At 63.4% G+C, this 18925-nt stretch carries 15 protein-coding genes; 11 read left to right on the top strand and 4 right to left on the bottom strand.

The genetic code is table 11. The annotated features are described in order from the left end of the window. Positions 1-5 precede the first annotated feature (5 nt). The 10 genes from AWB83_RS09345 to AWB83_RS09390 all read left to right on the top strand — a co-directional run bounded on the left by AWB83_RS09345 (position 6) and on the right by AWB83_RS09390 (position 11976). Positions 6-1598 (top strand): acyl CoA:acetate/3-ketoacid CoA transferase, encoded by a 1593-nt coding sequence (locus AWB83_RS09345; protein ID WP_087044544.1) that lies wholly within the window; start codon positions 6-8, stop codon positions 1596-1598. Further along, positions 1591-2373 carry an enoyl-CoA hydratase/isomerase family protein gene (locus AWB83_RS09350; RefSeq protein ID WP_087044546.1) on the top strand — a complete coding sequence of 261 codons (783 nt, stop codon included), beginning with the start codon at positions 1591-1593 and terminating at the stop codon, positions 2371-2373. The genes AWB83_RS09345 and AWB83_RS09350 overlap by 8 nt, the downstream gene beginning before the upstream one ends. A gap of 1 nt (position 2374) precedes the next feature. Further along, entirely contained in the window at positions 2375-3916 is a 1542-nt protein-coding gene (locus AWB83_RS09355) for an aldehyde dehydrogenase family protein (RefSeq protein WP_087044548.1), read from the top strand. 90 nt (positions 3917-4006) lie between these two features. Then, positions 4007-5263, top strand: a complete 1257-nt coding sequence (locus AWB83_RS09360; protein ID WP_087044550.1) for an ABC transporter substrate-binding protein — start codon at positions 4007-4009, stop codon at positions 5261-5263. A 78-nt stretch (positions 5264-5341) separates the two neighbouring features. Continuing rightward, complete coding sequence (locus tag AWB83_RS09365) at positions 5342-6316, top strand: carbohydrate ABC transporter permease (protein WP_087044552.1); 975 nt, start codon at positions 5342-5344, stop codon at positions 6314-6316. 29 nt (positions 6317-6345) lie between these two features. After that, positions 6346-7239: a carbohydrate ABC transporter permease gene (locus AWB83_RS09370; RefSeq protein ID WP_087044554.1), complete on the top strand. Its 894-nt coding sequence runs from the start codon at positions 6346-6348 to the stop codon at positions 7237-7239. A 3-nt stretch (positions 7240-7242) separates the two neighbouring features. Continuing rightward, a complete protein-coding gene (locus tag AWB83_RS09375; protein WP_087044556.1) occupies positions 7243-8349 on the top strand; it encodes an ABC transporter ATP-binding protein in 1107 nt (368 codons plus the stop codon). Positions 8350-8380: 31 nt separating this feature from the next. Next, on the top strand, positions 8381-9160 hold the full coding sequence (locus AWB83_RS09380) for a 3-ketoacyl-ACP reductase (RefSeq protein WP_087044558.1): 780 nt from the start codon (positions 8381-8383) through the stop codon (positions 9158-9160). A 10-nt stretch (positions 9161-9170) separates the two neighbouring features. Continuing rightward, positions 9171-10895: a GMC family oxidoreductase gene (locus AWB83_RS09385; RefSeq protein WP_087044560.1), complete on the top strand. Its 1725-nt coding sequence runs from the start codon at positions 9171-9173 to the stop codon at positions 10893-10895. Beyond that, positions 10798-11976, top strand: coding sequence for a dihydrodipicolinate synthase family protein (locus AWB83_RS09390; protein ID WP_087044562.1), 1179 nt, complete (start codon positions 10798-10800; stop codon positions 11974-11976). Before AWB83_RS09385 ends, AWB83_RS09390 begins: the two co-directional genes overlap by 98 nt. Positions 11977-12185: 209 nt before the next feature. Here the strand turns inward: AWB83_RS09390 and AWB83_RS09395 are convergent, their stop codons facing one another. Both AWB83_RS09395 and AWB83_RS09400 read right to left on the bottom strand, forming a co-directional pair. Then, the gene (locus AWB83_RS09395) at positions 12186-13202 is read right to left on the bottom strand and encodes a Gfo/Idh/MocA family protein (RefSeq protein WP_087044564.1); all 1017 of its coding nucleotides are present in this window, start codon (positions 13200-13202) and stop codon (positions 12186-12188) included. Between the two features lie 57 nt (positions 13203-13259). Continuing rightward, positions 13260-14507: a DUF1479 domain-containing protein gene (locus AWB83_RS09400; protein WP_087044566.1), complete on the bottom strand. Its 1248-nt coding sequence runs from the start codon at positions 14505-14507 to the stop codon at positions 13260-13262. Between the two features lie 94 nt (positions 14508-14601). On the opposite strand from AWB83_RS09400, the gene AWB83_RS09405 reads away from it, so the two are divergent. Further along, positions 14602-15537: a helix-turn-helix domain-containing protein gene (locus AWB83_RS09405; RefSeq protein ID WP_087044568.1), complete on the top strand. Its 936-nt coding sequence runs from the start codon at positions 14602-14604 to the stop codon at positions 15535-15537. 272 nt (positions 15538-15809) lie between these two features. Here the strand turns inward: AWB83_RS09405 and AWB83_RS09410 are convergent, their stop codons facing one another. Beyond that, entirely contained in the window at positions 15810-17699 is a 1890-nt protein-coding gene (locus AWB83_RS09410) for a TRAP transporter large permease (protein ID WP_087044570.1), read from the bottom strand. Beyond that, positions 17696-18724, bottom strand: a complete 1029-nt coding sequence (locus AWB83_RS09415; RefSeq protein ID WP_087044572.1) for a TRAP transporter substrate-binding protein — start codon at positions 18722-18724, stop codon at positions 17696-17698. The genes AWB83_RS09410 and AWB83_RS09415 overlap by 4 nt, the downstream gene beginning before the upstream one ends. Positions 18725-18925 lie beyond the last annotated feature (201 nt).

The following is an 18925-nucleotide window of genomic DNA, read 5'->3' on the forward strand; positions in this document are numbered from 1 at the left end:
TTGCCGTGCGTTCCAGCAAGGTTGTTTCATTGGCTCACGCAGCGAGCCTGATCGGCGATGACGACATCGTCACCGTGAGCTCGTCGAGCGGTCTCGGCTGCCCCGACGCGATGCTCGCCGCGATCGGCGCGCGCTTCGACGCCGAAGGTCATCCCCGCAATCTGACGATGCTGCATCCCATCGCTGCCGGCGACATGTACGGCATCAAGGGCATCGATCACATCGCGAAGAAAGGGCTGATTCAGACGGTCATCGCGGGCTCGTTCCCGAGCGGGCCGTCGAGCCTGCCGATGCCCGATATCTGGCATCTCGTCACCGACAACGCGATCCGCGCATATAACCTGCCGAGCGGCGTGCTGTTCGACATGCATCGCGAAGTCGCGGCGAAGCGCCCCGGCGTGCTGACCAAGGTGGGGCTCGATACCTATGTCGACCCCGACCGCCAGGGCGGCGCGATGAACGCGCAGGCAGCCGAGCACCCGATCGTCGAGAAGGTCACGTTCGCGGGCGACGAATGGCTGTACTACAGGAACTTCGTGCCGCGCGTCGCCATCGTGCGCGCGACCACCGCCGATGAACGCGGCAACCTGTCGTTCGAACATGAAGGCGCCCTGCTCGGCGGACGCGATCAGGCGCTTGCCGCGCACAACAACGGCGGCATCGTGATCGCGCAAGTGAAGCGTGTGGTCAAGGCGGGCTCCCTGCATACGCAACAGGTCCACATCCCGTGCAATCTCGTCGATTACGTGGTGGTCGATCCCGAACAGAAGCAGACGACGCAGATCGAATACGACCCGGAAATCAGCGGTGAAGTGAAGCTGCCGGACAGCGCGTTCGCGTTCGCCGAATGGAACGCCGACAAGGTCATCGCGCGCCGGGCCGCAATGGAGCTTGCCCAAGACGATGCGGTGAATCTGGGCTTCGGCATCTCCGCGAATGTGCCGCGCATTCTGCTCGAAGAGGGCTATCGCGACGATGTGACGTGGGTGATCGAACAGGGCGCGGTGGGCGGCGTGCCGCTGCTGGGTTTTGCGTTCGGCTGCTCGGGCAATGCCGACGCGATCATGCCGTCGCCGTCGCAATTCGTGTACTTCCAGGGCGGCGGCTTCGACGTATCGCTGCTGTCGTTCCTGCAAGTGGACCGCTTCGGCAATGTGAACGTGTCGAAGCTGCCGAGCAAGCCTTATCTCACCGCCGGCTGCGGCGGCTTCATCGACATCACGACGCATGCGAAGCGGATCGTCTTCAGCGGCTATTTCACGGCGGGCGCGAAGATCGAAGTGGGCGACGGGCGTCTCAGGATCGTCAAGGAAGGCAAGAAGAAGTTCATCGCCGATGTCGATCATGTGACCTTCAGCGGCCGCATCGGACGGCGGCGCAATCAGGAAGCGCTGTACGTCACCGAGCGTTGCGTGATCCGCCTCAGCGATACCGGTCTCGAAGTGATCGAGATCGCGCCCGGCGTCGATCTGCAAAAGGACGTGCTCGATCAATGCGACATCGAGCTCGCCGTCTCCCCTGCCCTGAAGACGATGGATGCGTCGATCTTTACGGACGCGCCGTTCGGCCTCCGTCTGAAGGAGGCCCGTCATGGCTGATTCGCCGCTCATCCACATCGAGACGAAGAAGGCCGTCGCGATCGTCACGCTCGATCGCCCGGACAAGCTCAATGCGCTGACGCCGGAGATGCTCGAACAACTCGAAGCCGCCGCGTCACAAATCGAAGCGGATGCAGGCGTGCGCGCAGTCGTGCTGACGGGCGCGGGCGAACGCGCCTTCTGCGTCGGCGCGGATATCAACCAGTGGTCCGCGCTCGCGCCGCTCGACATGTGGCGCGTGTGGGTCACGCGCGGCCATCGCATCTTCGACCGCTGGGCTGCGTTACGCGTGCCTGTCGTCGCGGCGATCAACGGCCCGGCGTTCGGCGGCGGCCTCGAACTGGCCGCGGTTGCCGATGTGCGCGTCGCGGACCCCGCCGCCACCTTCGCGCTTCCCGAAGCCAGCATCGCGACCTGCCCGGGCTGGTCGGGCACGCAGCGGCTGGTTTCGCTGATCGGCCCGAGCCACGTGAAGTCGCTCGCGCTCACGGGCAGGCGCATCGACGCGCAACGCGCGTACGGCATCGGACTGATCGATGAAATCTCCACGCCGAAAGCGTCACTCGCAGCCGCTGTCGCCATCGCTGAAAAGATCGCGACGCTCGCACCGGTCTCCGTGCAGTTGACGAAACAACTGATCAACGCCGCTTCGGGATTCGGGGCTGGCGCAACCCTGGAAGCCATGGCAGGCGCGCTGTCCGCAACGACGCACGACGCGCGCGAAGGCATGGCGAGCTTCCGCGAACGGCGCCCGGCGCAATACGAGGGTCAATGACATGACGTACAAGACTGCAATTCCCGCTGCAACCGCGCTTCTGACACGCGATAACGCAACGGATCATGAGGCCTTCAACGGCCGCATGTACATCAACGGCATGTGGGTCGAGTCCGCCGACGAGCGGCGCTTCGAGCGCCGCAGCCCCGCGCACGGGCACGTCGTCAGCACGTTCCCGGAAGCCACGGCCGCTGATGTCGAACAGGCCATCGAGGCTGCCGACTTCGCCTTTCGGAACGGCCAGTGGCCGAAGCTCAAGGGCGCGGAGCGCGCGCGGATTCTGCTCGCCACAGCCGCTGGCATCGAGGCCCGCGTCGAGAAGATGTCGCTGCTCGAATCGCTCGAAACGGGCAAGCCGCTTGCTCAGGCGCGCGGCGAAGTGTCGGGCTGCGTCGATCTCTGGCAGTACGCGGCGAGCCTCGCGCGCACGACCAGCGGCGACGCCTACGACACGCTCGGCGAAGACATGCTCGGCATCGTGCTGCGTCAGCCGATCGGCGTGGTCGGCCTCATCACGCCCTGGAATTTCCCGCTGTGGATTCTCTCGCAGAAGCTGCCGTTCGCGCTCGCCGCGGGCTGTACCTGCGTGGTCAAGCCAAGCGAACTGACGTCGAGCACGACCGTCATGCTGATGGAGATTCTCGAGGAAGCCGGCGTGCCTGCTGGCGTCGTCAATGTGGTGACGGGGAAAGGCCCGTCCGTCGGCCAGCCGCTCGCGGAGCACGACGCCATCGACATGCTGTCGTTCACGGGCTCGACCCGCGTCGGCAGCCTGCTCGGCGGACTCGCGTCGAAGAAGCTGAAGAAGGTCGCGCTCGAACTCGGCGGCAAGAACCCGCAGATCGTTTTCCCCGATTGCGACTGGGACGCGATGATCGACGCCGTCGTGTTCGGCGTGTATTTCAACGCCGGCGAGTGCTGCAACAGCGGCAGCCGCGTGCTGGTGCACGAATCGATCGCGGAGCGATTTGCTCAGGCTGTTGTCGAGCGCGCACGGCAGGTGCCCGTTGGCGACCCGCTGCACCCCGATTGCAAGATCGGCGCGGTCGTCAGCGAGAACCAACTGGGCGAGATTCTCGGCAACATCGAGAAAGGCGTTGCCGCGGGGGCGCGGCTGCGTCTGGGCGGCAAGCGTTACGACGCGCAAGGCCTCTATCTCGAACCGACCATCATCAGCGACGTCAGGCCCGACATGAGCATCGCGCGCGATGAAATCTTCGGCCCCGTGCTCGCGATCATCCCCTTCTCCGATGCGCGGCAAGCAATCGAGATCGCCAACGACACGGCCTACGGACTGTCCGCCGCCGTCTGGAGCAACGACATCAACACGTGCTTGAGCGTCGCGCGCGGCGTCGACGCGGGAACCGTGTGGGTCAACACCTTTCTCGACGGCTATCCGGAACTGCCGTTCGGCGGTTTCAAGTCGAGCGGCGTCGGACGCGAGCTCGGCAAGCAGGCCGTCGAGGACTACACCGAAACGAAAACGATCCAGCTTCATATCGGGGAGCGCAGGAACTGGTGGTTGCCGCGCCCCGCGGCCTGATCACGAAGCGCCCCAAGCCACGTCACGGCATATCCGCCGTGCAGTCCACCAGAAAGCCCGTCAAGAGAGCGTTTCATCATGGAGACAGAGATGTTCAAGAAGCGTATTGCCGCAATCACAGTGGGTCTCGTTGCCTGCCACGCGATGTCCGCGATCGCCGCCGCCAGCAAGCAGGTGGAAGTCATGCACTGGTGGACTTCCGGCGGTGAAGCCAAGGCCCTCACCGTTCTCAAGGACGGCCTGAAAACCAAGGGCTACGCATGGAAGGACAGCCCTATCGCGGGCGGCGGCGGCGAGGCTGCGCGCACGGTGCTGAAGGCGCGCGTCGCATCGGGCAACCCGCCGGATGCGATCCAGATGCTCGGCTTCACGATCCCCGAGTATGCGCAGGAAGACTATCTGCAAAGCCTCGATGCCGTCGCATCGAAGGAAGGCTGGGACAAGCTCGTGCCCGCGCCGATCCAGAAGTTCTCAAAAGTCGACGGACACTGGGTTGCCGCGCCCGTCGACGTGCATCGCACCAACTGGATCTGGGCGAACAAGAAGATCTTCGACGAGCTGAAGCTCACGCCGCCAAGGACTTTCGATGAACTCGTCGCCGATGCCGACAAGATCCGCAAGGCCGGCTATATTCCGCTCGCACACGGCGGCCAGGCATGGCAGGAAGCGACCATCTTCGATAGCGCCGTGATGTCCGCGGGCGGCCCGAAGTTCTACCAGCAGGCGCTCGTCAAGCTCGACCCGGGCGCGCTCGGCTCGAAGACGATGGAAAAGGCCTTCGACCAGATGCGCGCGCTGCGCGGCATGGTCGATCCCAACTTCCCTGGCCGTGACTGGAACCTCGCCACGTCGATGGTGATCAGCGGCAAGGCTGCGATGCAGATCATGGGCGACTGGGCGAAGGGCGAGTTCGCATCGGCAGGCAAGCAGCCGAATACCGACTATCTGTGCTTCCAGTATCCGGGCACGGAAGGCGCGTTCATCTTCAACACGGATCAGTTCGCCACCTTCAAGAAGGGTGACGCCAGCCTGCCGGGTGAATACGCGTTCGCATCGACCATCATGGACCGTGGCGTGCAGGCCAAATTCAACCAGATCAAAGGCTCGATCCCCGCGCGGCTCGACGTGCCGCAGGACGGCTTCGACGAATGCGGCAAGAAGTCGATGAACGACATGCGCGCCGCGCTCAAGACCGATTCGATGGTCGGCAGCTTCGCGCACGGACACGCGATGCCGGATGGTCCGAAGAACGCGGTCTATGACGTCGTCACGCACTTCTTCAATTCGAACCAGTCGTCGGCGGACGCCGTGAAGGCGCTCGTCGCGGCCGTGAAGAACGCGCAGTAAGCCAACTGGCCCTCGTGCGGAGCGGCACAAGAACGCCGCTCTCCGCGAGGTCCGTCATCTCCGACGGTAGGTGTTGCCATGCTCTTGCACAATCGCGCCCAAGCGGCGCCCACGCTCGAAGATCTGAAGAACGGCTCGGGCCAGCGTCCGGCGAACAAGCGATCGACGCTGCGCAATCGCTTCGAAGCCATCCTGCCGAAGCTCGTCCTCAGCCCGACGTTGATCATCACGCTGATCTTCGTGTACGGATTCATCGTGTGGACCACGCTGCTTTCGTTCACGCGTTCACGCGCTTTCGCCAACTTCCACTGGGCCGGCCTCCTTCAATATGGCCGCGTGTGGGAACATCCGCGCTGGCATGTGGCGATCGGCAATCTCGGCATTTATGCGTCGCTTTACGTCGTGCTCTGCATGGCGATCGGCCTCGGCCTCGCGATCCTGCTGGATCAGCGCATTCGCGCCGAAGGCGGATTGCGCGCGCTCTTTCTCTATCCGATGGCGCTCTCGTTCATCGTCACCGGTACGGCGTGGAAATGGATCCTCAATCCCGGTCTCGGCCTGACCAAGCTGTTCCATGACTGGGGATGGACGAGCTTCCAGTTCGACTGGATCATCAACGACGACATGGCCATCTACACCGTCGTCATCGCCGCCGTGTGGCAGGCCTCGGGCTTCGTGATGGCGATGTTTCTCGCCGGTCTGCGCGGCATCGATCAGGAACAGGTCAAGGCTGCTTCCATCGACGGCGCGCGCATGCCGGCGATCTATCGCCGCATCATCATTCCGCAGCTGCGGCCCGTGTTCGTCTCCGCGTTCGTGATTCTCGTGCATCTGGCCGTCAAGAGCTATGAGCTCGTCATCGCGTTGACGGGCGCGGGTCCCGGCTACTCGACCGAGCTGCCGTCGACCTTCATGTACTCGTTCACGTTCACCCGCAACGAGCTCGGCATGGGCGCGGCGAGCGCGGTGATGATGCTGTGCACCGTGGCGGCCATCATGGTGCCCTATCTCTATTCCGAAATGCGACCGCGCCGCAAGAGCGCCGGCCACTGATTCCCCCTATAGCCTCTCAGGAGACAACGATGGCTACCAAGACATGGGACTCGCCACAGATGGTGGTGGGCAAGCACAACTACGTCTCGCGAATCGTCATCTATTCGCTGCTGGCGATCGCAGCCGTGGTCTATCTCGTGCCGCTGCTCGTGATGTTGCTGACTTCGTTCAAGCCGCTTCCCGAAGTGTATTCGGGCAACATCCTCGCGCTGCCGCATCAGTGGACGATTGCCGCGTGGGAGAAAGCATGGGGCACGGCCTGCGTGGGACTCGACTGCTCGGGCGTCAAGGGCTTCTTCTGGAATTCATTCCGGATGGTCTTCGCGGCGGTGGCGGTTTCCACGCTGCTCGGCGCACTGAACGGCTACGTGCTGACCAAGTGGCGCTTCAAGGGCGATAACCTGCTCTTCGGCCTGATCCTGTTCGGATGCTTCATCCCGTTCCAGATCGTGCTGATTCCAATGGCGTCGTTTCTCGGCAAGATCGGCCTCGCGCAATCGATCACCGGTCTCGTGTTCGTGCATGTGGTCTACGGCCTGTGCTTCACGACGCTCTACTTCCGCAACTATTACATCGCGTTTCCGGATGAGCTGGTGAAAGCCGCGATGATCGACGGTGCGCGCTTCTTTCGCATCTTCTTCCGCATCCTGCTTCCCAACTCGGTGCCGATCATCACGGTGACCGTGATCTGGCAGTTCACGAATATCTGGAACGACTTCCTGTTCGGCGCTTCGTTCACGACGGGCAGCTCCGCGCCGATCACCGTCGCGCTGAACAACATCGTGAATACGTCGACGGGCGTCAAGGAATACAACGTCCACATGGCGACGGCCATGATCGCCGCCCTGCCGACGCTGTTCGTCTATATCGTGGGTGGTCGTTATTTCGTTCGCGGTCTGATGGCCGGCTCGGTCAAGGGGTAAATCATGTCTTCTCTGCACGTATCCAAGGTTCGCAAGGCCTACGGCTCCACTGAAATCCTCAAGGAGATCGACATCGATGTCGACGACGGCGATTTCCTCGTCCTCGTCGGACCCTCGGGTTGCGGAAAGTCGACGCTGCTTTCGCTGATCGCGGGACTCGACACGCTCTCGGGCGGTGAAATCCGCATCGGCAACGACAAGGTCAACGACCTGCATCCGAGCGAGCGCGACATCGCGATGGTGTTCCAGAGCTACGCGCTGTATCCGAACATGACCGTCGGGCAGAACATCAGCTTCGGTCTGGAAATGCGCAAGATCTCGAAGGGCGAGCGCGAAAAGGCCGTGCAGGATGCCGCGCGCCTGCTGCAGATCGAACATCTGCTCGACCGCCGTCCGGGCCAGCTTTCGGGCGGTCAGCGTCAGCGCGTCGCGATGGGCCGCGCGCTCGTGCGTCATCCGAAGATCTTTCTGTTCGACGAGCCGCTGTCGAATCTGGATGCGAAACTGCGCGTCGATATGCGCACCGAGATCAAGAAACTGCATCAGCGCCTCGGCGCGACCATCGTCTATGTCACGCACGACCAGATCGAAGCGATGACGCTCGCAACGCGCATCGCCGTGATGAAAGGCGGCGTGCTGCAACAGCTCGGCACGCCCGCCGAGGTCTACAACACGCCGGCGAATACCTTCGTCGCGACCTTCATGGGCTCGCCGTCGATGAACCTGATTCCCGCGCGCATCGAGCGTGCGAACGGCTCGCTTCAGATTCACGTTGGCGAAGGCCATGGCGCAATCGCGCTCGATCTGCCGCCGCAAAGTGCGGCCGTCGATCGCTACATCGGCAAGAAGGTGATCGCTGGTCTGCGCCCCGAGGCGATCGGCGTCGAGAACGAGCGCGCCGCCGCGGCGCTGCGCACGGTGCCCGTGACGATCAACGTGCTCGAGCCGACAGGCCCCGACACGCTCGCCGTGCTCGATTTCGGCGGCATGGAAGTATCCGCGCGACTGGGCGCCGACATGCCGCATGCGTCGGGCGAGCGATGCGAGTTGCGCGTCGATCTGTCGAAGCTCGTGCTGTTCGATGCCGATACGGAACTCCGGATTTACTGAAGCGCGCAGCGCATTGAACGATGGTGCAGCCATGAACAAGTCAGAGGGTAAGTTTTCAAGCGCGCTGGTGACGGGCGCCCGGCGCGGTATCGGCAGATCGATCTGCGTGGCGCTGGCGCGGCGCGGCTTCGATATCGTGCTGACGGATGTCGTGCACGACGAAGACGCGGATACGACCTGTGCGCTGGTGCGCGACGAAGGCCAGGACGCACTGTTCATACGGAGCGATCTGAGCGATGTCGAGTCGCACGGGCGTGTCGTCGATGAAGCCGTGCGCTTCAAAGGCAGTATCGAATGTCTCGTGAACAACGCGGGCATCGGCTCGCCCAGCCGGGGCGATCTGCTGGACGTGTCGCCGCAGGCGTTCGATGCCGTGCTGGGTGTCAACCTGCGCGGCACGTTCTTCATGACGCAGGCCGTCGCGCGCCATATGGCCTCGGCGACGTCGGGCGTTGCGCGCTCGATCGTCACGGTGTCGTCCGTATCGGCGGAAATGGCCTCGCCCGAGCGCGCCGAATACTGCCTGTCTAAATCCGCACTGCCGATGATGACGCGGCTCTTCGCGCTGCGGCTCGCGAGCGCCAACGTCGGCGTATTCGAAGTGCGGCCCGGCATCATCCGCACGCCGATGACGGCCGGCGTCGCGCAGAAGTACGAAGCGCGTTTCCGCGAAGGCCTCGTGCCCGCGGGACGCTGGGGCGAAAGCGACGAAGTTGGCCAGGCCGTCGCGACACTCGCCGACGGCTCGCTGCCCTTCGCGACGGGCAGCGTCGTGAACGTGGATGGCGGCCTGTCCATCCCTGCCTTCTGAACCGACTGACATGAATACGACGACATACGACTATGTGATCGTGGGTGGCGGCTCGGCGGGGTGCGTGCTCGCCAACCGCCTGAGCGCCGATCCTTCGATCAGGGTGCTTCTGCTCGAAGCAGGCGGCTCCGATCGGCATCCGTTCTTTTCGATGCCGGCGGGCTTCGCGAAGATGACGCGCGGCATCGGTTCGTGGGGCTGGTTCACCGTGCCGCAAAAGCATCTCAACAATCGCGTGCTGCGCTTCACGCAAGCGAAGGTGATCGGCGGCGGCTCGTCCATCAACGCGCAGATCTACACACGTGGTGTCCCGGCAGACTACGACGACTGGGAACAGAAAGCCGGCGCCACGGGCTGGTCTTATCGCGATGTGCTGCCGTACTTCAGGAAGTCGGAGAACAACCAGCGCTTCGCCAATGAGTATCACAGCTATGGCGGGCCGCTCGGCGTGTCGAACCCGATCAGTCCCTTGCCGATCTGCGAGGCATTTTTTCAGGCAGGACAGGAGCTGGGTATTCCGTTCAATCCCGACTTCAATGGCGCAAGCCAGGAAGGTCTGGGCTATTACCAGCTCACGCAGCTGAATGCGCGCCGCTCGTCCGCCGCTGCCGGCTTTATTCGCCCGGTCCTCGGGCGGCCCAACCTGACCGTGTGGATGCAGGCGCGCACGCTTCGCGTGATCGTCGAAGGCGGCCGCGCAACGGGCGTCGAATACGTGTCCGGCGACAGCCGCGACCCGAAGATCGTGCGTGCGGCGCGGGAAGTGATCGTAGCGTCGGGGGCGATCGGCTCACCGAAGCTGTTGATGCAGTCGGGCATCGGTCCCGCCGACCACCTCGAGTCCGTCGGCATCGAGCCGGTGCATCATCTTCGAGGCATCGGCTCGAATCTGCAGGACCATCTCGATCTGTTCGTCATCGCGGAATGCACGGGCGATCACACCTACGACAAGTACAACAAGCTGCACAACGCCGCGTGGGCCGGGCTGCAATATCTGTTGCTGAAGAAAGGGCCGGTCGCGTCGAGCCTCTTCGAAACGGGCGGCTTCTGGTATGCGGACGGCGACAGGCGCGACCGTTCGCCCGATATCCAGTTTCATCTCGGCCTCGGCTCCGGTATCGAGGCAGGCATGGCGAAGCTGAAGAACGCGGGTGTCACGCTGAACACAGCGTACCTTCGCCCGCGCTCGCGCGGCACGGTTCGGCTTTCGAGCAGGGACCCAGCCGCCCCGCCGTTGCTCGACCCCAACTACTGGGCCGATCCGCACGATCGCGACATGGCGATCAAAGGCTTGCGGCTCGCGCGCGACATCATGCGCGCGCCCGCGTTGAAGCGCTACGTGCAAAGCGAGATCCTGCCGGGCCCGGGCGCGAACACCGAGCAGGCGTTGTTCGACTACGCCTGCGCGAATGCGAAGACCGATCACCATCCCGTCGGGACGTGCCGCATGGGAGGGCCCGACGACCCGGACAGCGTCGTCACGCCGGACCTGCGTGTGATCGGGCTCGACGGCCTGCGCGTCGTCGACGCGTCCGTCATGCCTTATCTGCCCTCGTGCAACACCAATGCTCCGACGATCATGGTCGCCGAAAAAGCCGCCGACATGATCGTTCAATCCCAGACATCGAGAGGAATCCGTGAAGATCAATCTGCCGACCAAGGAAGGTTCAATCCAGCCGTACGCGATGCAGCAGCGCAGCGACCGGCGGCCGCCCCCTACCGCGCCGACGTTTGATCGCATCGCCTATGCGGCGGCGCATGTCGTCGTCGATCCTTCCCATGCCTATGAGCCCTGGAGCGATGCGCCGCGCGTCGACTGGGACGCCACACTCGAATTCCGCAGCTATCTGTACGGCCTCGGCTTCAAGGTGGCCGAGGCGATGGACACGGCGCAACGTGGCATGGGCATCGGCTGGACCACGGCAGCAGAGCTGATCCGCCGCAGTATCGCGCATGCGCGCGGCATCCCCGGCGCGGATCTCGCGTGCGGCGCGGGCACGGATCATCTCGATGGCGGCCGCACGCATACGCTTGCCGACATCATCGATGCGTACGCGGTGCAGTTCGAGGTGGTCGAATCGGCGGGTGGCCGGCCGATCATGATGGCGAGCCGCGCGCTCTGCGCCACGGCGCAGTCCGCCGACGACTATCAGCGCGTCTATGACGCCGTGATCTCCGCCTCGCGCAACAAGGTCGTGCTGCACTGGCTCGGCGATGCATTCGACGCATCGCTCGCGGGTTACTGGGGCAGCCGCGATGTATCGACTGCGATGACGACCGTCCTCGACATCATCGCGTGTCATCAAAACAAGATCGAAGGCATCAAGATTTCCCTTCTCAACGCGGACTACGAGCGCGAGCTCAGGTCGCGACTTCCCGAAGGCGTCTTGATGTTCACGGGCGACGATTACAACTACGGCGAACTCATTGCCGGAGACGGCACGGGACATTCGCATGCGTTGCTCGGCATCTTCGACCCGATCGCGCCCGTCGCATCGGCCGCGCTCACGAAGCTCGCTGAAGGCGATCTCGACGGCTATCGCCATTTGATCGACCCGACTGTCGCCCTGTCGCGCGAATTGTTCGCGGCGCCGACGCAGTACTACAAGGCGGGCGTCGTGTTTCTCGCATGGCTCAACGGTCACCAACGCCACTTCTCGATGGCGGGAGGCATGCAGTCGGCGCGATCAGCCGTGCATTACGCGGAGGTATTCAGGAAGGCCGACGTGGCGGGCGTTCTTGTCAGGCCCGAGTTGGCCCATCAGCGCATGAGTCAATTTCTCGCCTTGAATGCCGGTATCGACAACGGACTATGAAAACAACCCGGACTTCGGATTGGAGACCTGCGAAACGTCATCGGCGCGAGTGTCGCAGGCAGTGCGATGGAGTGGCGACATTCTTCGCGCCGGAAACGCACGGCATCAGCCTTCGCAGCCAGGACTGACGTCCGTTCAGGAGCGACACGCGCATGGCGTCATGAGCGCTGTCGCTCCTGATCCGGTTCACGCTCACCGAAGTCAAGAAGTCAGGGCAAGGGCGGCGACTGCATCGTCACGTGTCGGCCCGTTTTCGCCGCCTCTTCGAGCGCGAGTGCCGTGGCAAGGGACTGGTATCCGTCACGACCGCTGGCCGCGGGCGCTTCGCCCAGCATGATTGCCCGATGGAACTGGGCGACGCCGGTGGCGTACAAGTCCGCGTGAGAAATTTCGATGATCTCCTCGCCCCGCGCCGAGCGCAGCATGATCTCGCCGACCGGGCGCTGCGTCATCACGTCGCGTGCGAACAATGACCCTTCGGAGCCATGCACCTCGAGTCCCGTATGCGCGAACGGTACGGTGAATGCATCGTGGATCTGGGCGAGCATGCCATTGTCGAAGCGGATGATACCCATCACGCCATCCGCGAGGCCCATCTTGCCCAGGCTTCCCGACGAGGTCATTGCAGTCACTTCGACGGGCTCCGCGTCGAGCAGGAACCGCAACGTATCGGCGTCATGCACCGAAATGTCGAGCACGACGCCACCGCCGGCGTCTGGCCGCTCGATGCGCCAGCCACGCAGATGAGGCGGCAACGATACGGCATGAAAAACACGGGCGAACAGCGGTGTGCCGATAGCGCCGCCGCGAATCAGCTCGCGCAAGCGCCTGTGAGTCGCGGCGCAACGAAGATGATGGTTGGTGGCCAGGATCACCTGTTTTTCCGCGCACCTGTCGATCATTTCACGGGCATCGGCGGTAGACATCGCGAGCGGCTTTTCACACAGGACGTGCTTGCCCGCTGACGCGGCTTCGAGTACTTGCTGCAGGTGCTTTTCATTGGTGCTGCTGATGTAGACCGCATCGATCTCCGGGTCCGACAACACCTGTTTCAGGTCCGCGCTTGCAGTCGGAATGGCGTGCTTCTCCGCGAATCGCTGCGCGCGAGCGAGGTCACCACTGACGACTGCCTCGATGGCGCCGTCAGGCTGGGCGCGAATCGCGTTGATCATCCATTCCTCGGCAATCGTGCTCGCGCCGATCAAAGCCCACCGAATAGTTGCCATGCCTCTTCTCCCTTCAGTTTCGATTGATCACGACGTAGCAGCTCTCTGGTGGTCGGATCAGAGGCCGAACCCGAGCTGCCGCTTTCCGAGCGTCGTCAGACTGGCTTCGGTGCCACGCCCGACGAAATCGGTCTCGAAGTTGTCAGCAGGAAAGTCGGGCGGGCTCTCGCCGTCGAGGAATGCCGGCAGTTGCCTTTTGAGGTATTCGTCGTTCTTTGCGCAACCCGGCGCCGCCGCGATGTACATCACATTGCTGTATCCCTTGCCGCGATGCTCGTCCTCCACCGCATGAATCACATCGCTGTGCCAGAAGACGGTATCGCCGGCCTGCATCAGCGGAATGGATGAAAGCGCTTCGTGCAGCGGCGCGTGCCACGTCGGACTGATCGACAGCGCGCGGCCCGGCATCGCGCCGCACAGGTCATCGTCGGCGACGTCGTCCTGGAGCGCGCGCAGCAGTACATAGACCATTGCATTTGCAATCGGCACCAGCTGCAAGGTCCCGTCGCCCGGCCCCTGCGGCGTGAGCGCCGTCCATCCCTGGAAGGTGCGGAACATCGAACATACGGTCGGTGACGGAATCTCGCGCGCCTCGGGACGATACGCTGCGTCGAAGGCATCGTACCGGCGCCAGTCGCCGCTGAATACATGTCGATAGACGCGCCGGAAATTGTCGTCGAGCCATCGTTCGACAGATCCACCATCGCAATGCGGGGAAAGCCCGAGCGACGCGGAGCCAGGCGGCCGCCGGCGCAGGCGATCCGCATACACCGGAACCTGATCGGGATCGAAGTGAACCCGTCCTTCGCTTTGCCATTTCCACAGCCGGTTCAGAAACACGCGCGTCTGCGTGAGCTCCGGCGACTGGCGTGCCTCCACCTGCGGGCCGGACCAGTAGATGCCGTAAATCTGCGGCTTGCTCGATGCGAGGTTGCCGAAATACTTGTCCTCCGCCCGATGCGCGAGCTTCTCGTCCAGACGGTTGCCTTCGACGTAGCCGGCAATCGCTTCGTCCCATCCGGCTGCACGCTGGGGACCGAAGACGCCGCGCACGATACACGCGCCGCGATCCTTGATCGCCGCGATCGTCTCTTCGCTGACTCGTCGCGCGACGATGTCCGCATATCGAAGCTCCGGAATCACCGGCTCGCCGCGCCGACGGAGTTCTGCGATCGCTTCCACCTTGCGCCTGATTTCGGCCTCGACCTCCTGAAACACTTCCTTGTATCGGGGCAAACCTTCGCGAAGTTGCTTTTTCACTGCGCGGATTGCCGCCGGCAGGTCTTGTATATGCAGGGATTCCACAGCGTGTCTCCAGATGTTTTCGAGTGCCTACAGCTTAGACGCGAGCGCGCTGTCGTTGCGATACAATCGAGACAATCTCTTTGCACTTTCGGTCATGAAGCCCGCTTACGAGCACGTCACGATGGATGCCGGCTGTTCGATCCGGGTTTTCCATCGCAAGCTCCCCCGGATACCTTTCGAATGGCATCACCATCCGGAGTACGAGCTCACGCTCACGATGAACAGTCGTGGAAAGCGCTATATCGGGGACTCGATCGTCGACTATGAAGGCAACGATCTGGTGCTCGTTCCGCCGGATTTGCCGCATACGTGGGCGTCGAACAAGTCGATCGATTCAACTGCGCCGCAGGTGGCGATCGTGATCTGGTTCAGCGGGGACTGGGCGCGGCGTCTCGCGGACTGCTGCCCCGAGTACGAACCGCTTCGAAGACTTCTCCGCAGAGGTGCATCCGGGCTCGCCTTCACGCAGGAGGCCGGTGCGACTGTCAGTCAACGGCTCGCCGCGCTGCTGTCGCAATCGCCCAGGGAGCGCCTGGGCGCCGTGCTCGATGTCCTGTGCGAACTCGCGGAAACGGATGCGGCGCCGCTCGCCTCGCCCAGCGCATTCAACAAGGAACACGCAGGCCGACCTTCGGGCCACGAACCGGAACGGATCAATCGCGTCCTTGGGGTCATCGATGCCCGGTTCGCAGAGCGCCTGACGCTGCGTGAGCTCGCTGAAGCAGCGACGCTTTCCGAGCGAACATTGAATCGCTACTTCGTGCAGCATCTGGGCGAGAGCGTCGGCAAATATCTGAACCGCGTTCGCATCGGCCATGCATGCCGGATGCTCGCTGATACATCATGGCCGGTGTCCGTTATCGCTTCGCAATCGGGATTTCCAAACGTCGCCAACTTCAACAGGCAATTTCGCGCGGTGAAGGACACCACGCCGGCCGCTTACCGCAGGGAGTTTGCCGGGAGGAATCGGGAGCCACATGATCCCTCGTCCTTGGAATCCAGATCACCTTCGCTGGAGAAGCGCCGGTAGGTATCCTTCAGCCCTGCCCGCGCAAACGTGCATCTCGCGACGTCATTCAAGTCCTGTGGGACGGCCGCCTTTCGTTTTTCCCGACTAGCCTGATAGACGCCACCGACTGACCTGTTCCTTGTGGCAGGGCCCGGCGCTCCGATGACCTGAGGTTCGAGCTTGCGTTGCTCGCGGATTGCGCGGCAGCCATTGGTATCGATGGCCTAAGCGCACAGAAAACAGGAATGGAACTTGCCGGGATGAGCTTCATTCCTGATTCCTCCGGACAAGGCTCAAAGAAAGATGGTCGAGATCGAGGGAACGAAGGCGATCGCGATCAGCCCGAGAAGCAGCATGCCGAGGTAGATCCAGATCCGTCGGAGCCCGGCCTCCGGCGATACCTCGCCGATGATGCATGCGGCGTAATAGCAAAGACCGAACGGTGGCGCGAAGACCCCGAGACCCATCGCCAGCACCACGACCATCGCGTAGTGCACTTCGTTGATGCCGAGTTGATGCGCAACCGGAAACAGCAAAGGTCCGAACAACACGATAGCCGGGATGCCTTCGAGCACGCTGCCGAGCACGATGAACGCGACGATCGACACGAGCAGGAACCCGATCGCGCCGCCCGGAACCTTCGTCATCATCTCGGCGAGATCATGCGAGAAGCCGGACTGCGTCAGCGCCCAGCCCATCGCGCTCGCCGCGCCGACAATGAAAAGGATCGCGCCGGACAGCGCCGCGGTCTGGAGCAGCATCGGCAGGACCGACTTCCACGTCAGCCCGCCGCGATAGATGAGGAGCCCGATCAGGAGCGAGTACGCTATGCCGATCGTCGAGACCTCGGTCGCGGTCGCGATGCCTTCCACCACCGCGCTTCGGATCAGGAACGGGAGCAGGAGCGCCGGCAATGCAACGATGAACGTGCGCCGAACCTGCGACCACGGCGCGCGCACGGATCGCGGAATGCTCTCGTCCGTCCTCTCGTCGTGCCCCGCCCGCCACCAGGCGACGACGCCCAGTACGAGCGCCAGAACGATGGCAGGCATGATGCCGGCGGTGAAGAGCGCGGCGATCGAGATGCCCGTCACCGAAGCAATCGCGATCAGAACCAGTGACGGAGGAATCGTCTCACTCATTGCGCCCGAGGCGGCCAGCAGTGACACGAGCTCGCCGTCCGACATCCCGCGCTTGCGCATCTCGGGGAAGAGCACAGGCGCGACCGCCGCCATGTCGGCCGTCTTCGAGCCGGAAATGCCGGAAATCAGCAACATCGCGCCGAGCAACACGTAGGACATCCCTCCCCTGACGTGCCCCAGCAAAGCGGCGAGAAACGCCACCATCACGCGCGCCACGCCGGTGACATGCACCAGTTGCCCGAGCAGCACGAACATCGGCACGGCGAGCAGAATGAGCGTGCTCATGCCTTCGTCCATGCGCCCGACCACGACGCTCAGCGGCGTCGACGTGGTGGTCAGCAAATAGGCGCTCGTCGCGAGGGCGAAGGCGAAGGCAATCGGAACACCGGCCATCACGGCCGCACCAAGAACGCCGACGAAGAAGACCAGCAGCGCGCCCTGCCCCATCTCTGCAAGAGGCCCGGCGCCCGCGTAACAGCCGAGCGCGGCCAGCCCGACGAGCGCCATCACGCCGATGACGTCGCGCCAGTCATGCCGCATCAGGCGCAAACAGCAACTGATGAGGCCGGCGGCGCACCCGACCGGAATGGCCAGCGCCCTGACGGAGCCGGACCAACCGAGCGCGGGCGTTTCCGTGAACGCCTGGTCCTGCACATAGTCGAGCGCGGGGTGCAGCACCAGTGCGAGAAACGCCGCGCACGCGCCGACCGCCAGCGTGCCCGTCCACGCCTGCGCACGCGGCGACATCTTGGACACGAAGAACGTCAGCCGCATGTGGCAGGAGCGCTGCAAGGCGAGCGCGCTGCCCAGCATCGCGAGCCACAGGAACAGCACCGACGCGAGTTCGTCCGACCAGATGAGCGGACGATGGAAGACCGCACGCGCGACGATGCCGACGAAGAGGATCACGACTTCCGCGACGACCGTGGTCGCCGCGAGCCACTCCACCGCCCGGCGCAACCAGCGTTCGACGGCGCGCTCCGCCTGGGCGCCCCGCACGAAGGCCGCGCCATGAACTTCGAGCTCGTGCGCGGCGCTCATGATATTTTCCCCGTGACCGCCTCGAGCGCGATCCACGGGTCAGCGCCGAACTTGTCTTTCCACTGCGCGTAGAACCCGCCCTTCGCGAGCGCATCACGAAACGCCGCCCGGTCCGCCTGCACGAACGTCAGTCCCTTGGCGGACAGCTGAGTCTGCAGCGAGGCATTCATGCGTACGACGTCTTCGCGCTGCTCCATGCTCGCCCGGTCGAACTCGCGGCGCACGATGGCCTTCAGGTCGTCGGGCAGCGCCTTGAACGCGCGCGGATTGCCGAGCAGCCAGAACGGATCCCAGATGTGATTGGTCTGGGACACGTATTTCTGCACCTCGTATAGCTTGCCTGCCTCGATCGTGACGAGGCCGTTCTCCTGCCCGTCGACCAGATGTGTCTGCAGCGCCGTGTAGAGCTCGTTGAAATTGATCGACGTGGGATTCGCACCGAGCGTCTGAAACAGAGACGTGAACATGGGCGACACGGGAACGCGAATCCGGTATCCGCGCAGATCCTCGGGTGTCTTGATCGGCTTCGTAGCCGAGGTGATCTGCCTGAACCCGTTATCCGCCGCTTTCGATACGGAGACATAGCCGGTCTTGTCGATCTGCGCGCGGACCATCTTGCCGAGGTCGCCGTCGACGCCGCGCCAGACCTGGTCGTAGTCCGTGAACGCGAAGCCCAGGTTGGTGATGGCCGCGAGCGGAATGGTCGTCGACAGCACCGAACCCGCGATGTTCAGGAACTCGATGCCGCAGGAACGCACCTGTGACAAGAGATCGGTATCGGAACCCAGTTGCGATGCGGGAAAGAACCGGATCTCGAGCCGCCCATTGCTCGCCTCGCGGATCCGGTCGATCGCCTGCTTGAGTCGCGCATTGATCGGCTGATTGAGGGATTGCCCGGTCGCGAGCTTGTAGGTGAACTCCGCAGCGCGCGCAGGCCGGGTCCAGATCGACACCAGCGGAAGAGCGGCCGCAGCCTTCAACACCGCGCGTCGCGAGATGCGACGCGGCGAACTCGACGTGCTCATGATCCTGTCTCCTGTTTTAGTGAACATCCCGCGTCCCGCGCCCCTTTATGGATGAGGCGTCGAGGCACGTCGCGGCGGGCTGTATTCGATTCTTCTGGCCTCGCCGCCTGCCTTGCGTGAGCAAAATATAAGAGGCTTGTTGGTGAAGAACAATTCAATTATTTTGTGAGACGTTGTAGCCAATCTACAAGGTGACTCTTC

The sequence above is a fragment of the Caballeronia ptereochthonis genome, assembly GCF_001545075.1.
GTDB lineage: Bacteria > Pseudomonadota > Gammaproteobacteria > Burkholderiales > Burkholderiaceae > Caballeronia > Caballeronia ptereochthonis.

Bases quoted from the DNA above. Each gene is read 5' to 3' on its own strand.
- AWB83_RS09350 (WP_087044546.1), top strand. From the start codon at position 1,591: ATGGCTGATTCGCCGCTCATCCACATCGAGACGAAGAAGGCCGTCGCG.
- AWB83_RS09355 (WP_087044548.1), top strand. From the start codon at position 2,375: ATGACGTACAAGACTGCAATTCCCGCTGCAACCGCGCTTCTGACACGC.
- AWB83_RS09360 (WP_087044550.1), top strand. From the start codon at position 4,007: ATGTTCAAGAAGCGTATTGCCGCAATCACAGTGGGTCTCGTTGCCTGC.
- AWB83_RS09365 (WP_087044552.1), top strand. From the start codon at position 5,342: ATGCTCTTGCACAATCGCGCCCAAGCGGCGCCCACGCTCGAAGATCTG.
- AWB83_RS09370 (WP_087044554.1), top strand. From the start codon at position 6,346: ATGGCTACCAAGACATGGGACTCGCCACAGATGGTGGTGGGCAAGCAC.
- AWB83_RS09375 (WP_087044556.1), top strand. From the start codon at position 7,243: ATGTCTTCTCTGCACGTATCCAAGGTTCGCAAGGCCTACGGCTCCACT.
- AWB83_RS09380 (WP_087044558.1), top strand. From the start codon at position 8,381: ATGAACAAGTCAGAGGGTAAGTTTTCAAGCGCGCTGGTGACGGGCGCC.
- AWB83_RS09385 (WP_087044560.1), top strand. From the start codon at position 9,171: ATGAATACGACGACATACGACTATGTGATCGTGGGTGGCGGCTCGGCG.
- AWB83_RS09395 (WP_087044564.1), bottom strand. From the start codon at position 13,202: ATGGCAACTATTCGGTGGGCTTTGATCGGCGCGAGCACGATTGCCGAG.
- AWB83_RS09405 (WP_087044568.1), top strand. From the start codon at position 14,602: ATGAAGCCCGCTTACGAGCACGTCACGATGGATGCCGGCTGTTCGATC.
- AWB83_RS09410 (WP_087044570.1), bottom strand. From the start codon at position 17,699: ATGAGCGCCGCGCACGAGCTCGAAGTTCATGGCGCGGCCTTCGTGCGG.
- AWB83_RS09415 (WP_087044572.1), bottom strand. From the start codon at position 18,724: ATGAGCACGTCGAGTTCGCCGCGTCGCATCTCGCGACGCGCGGTGTTG.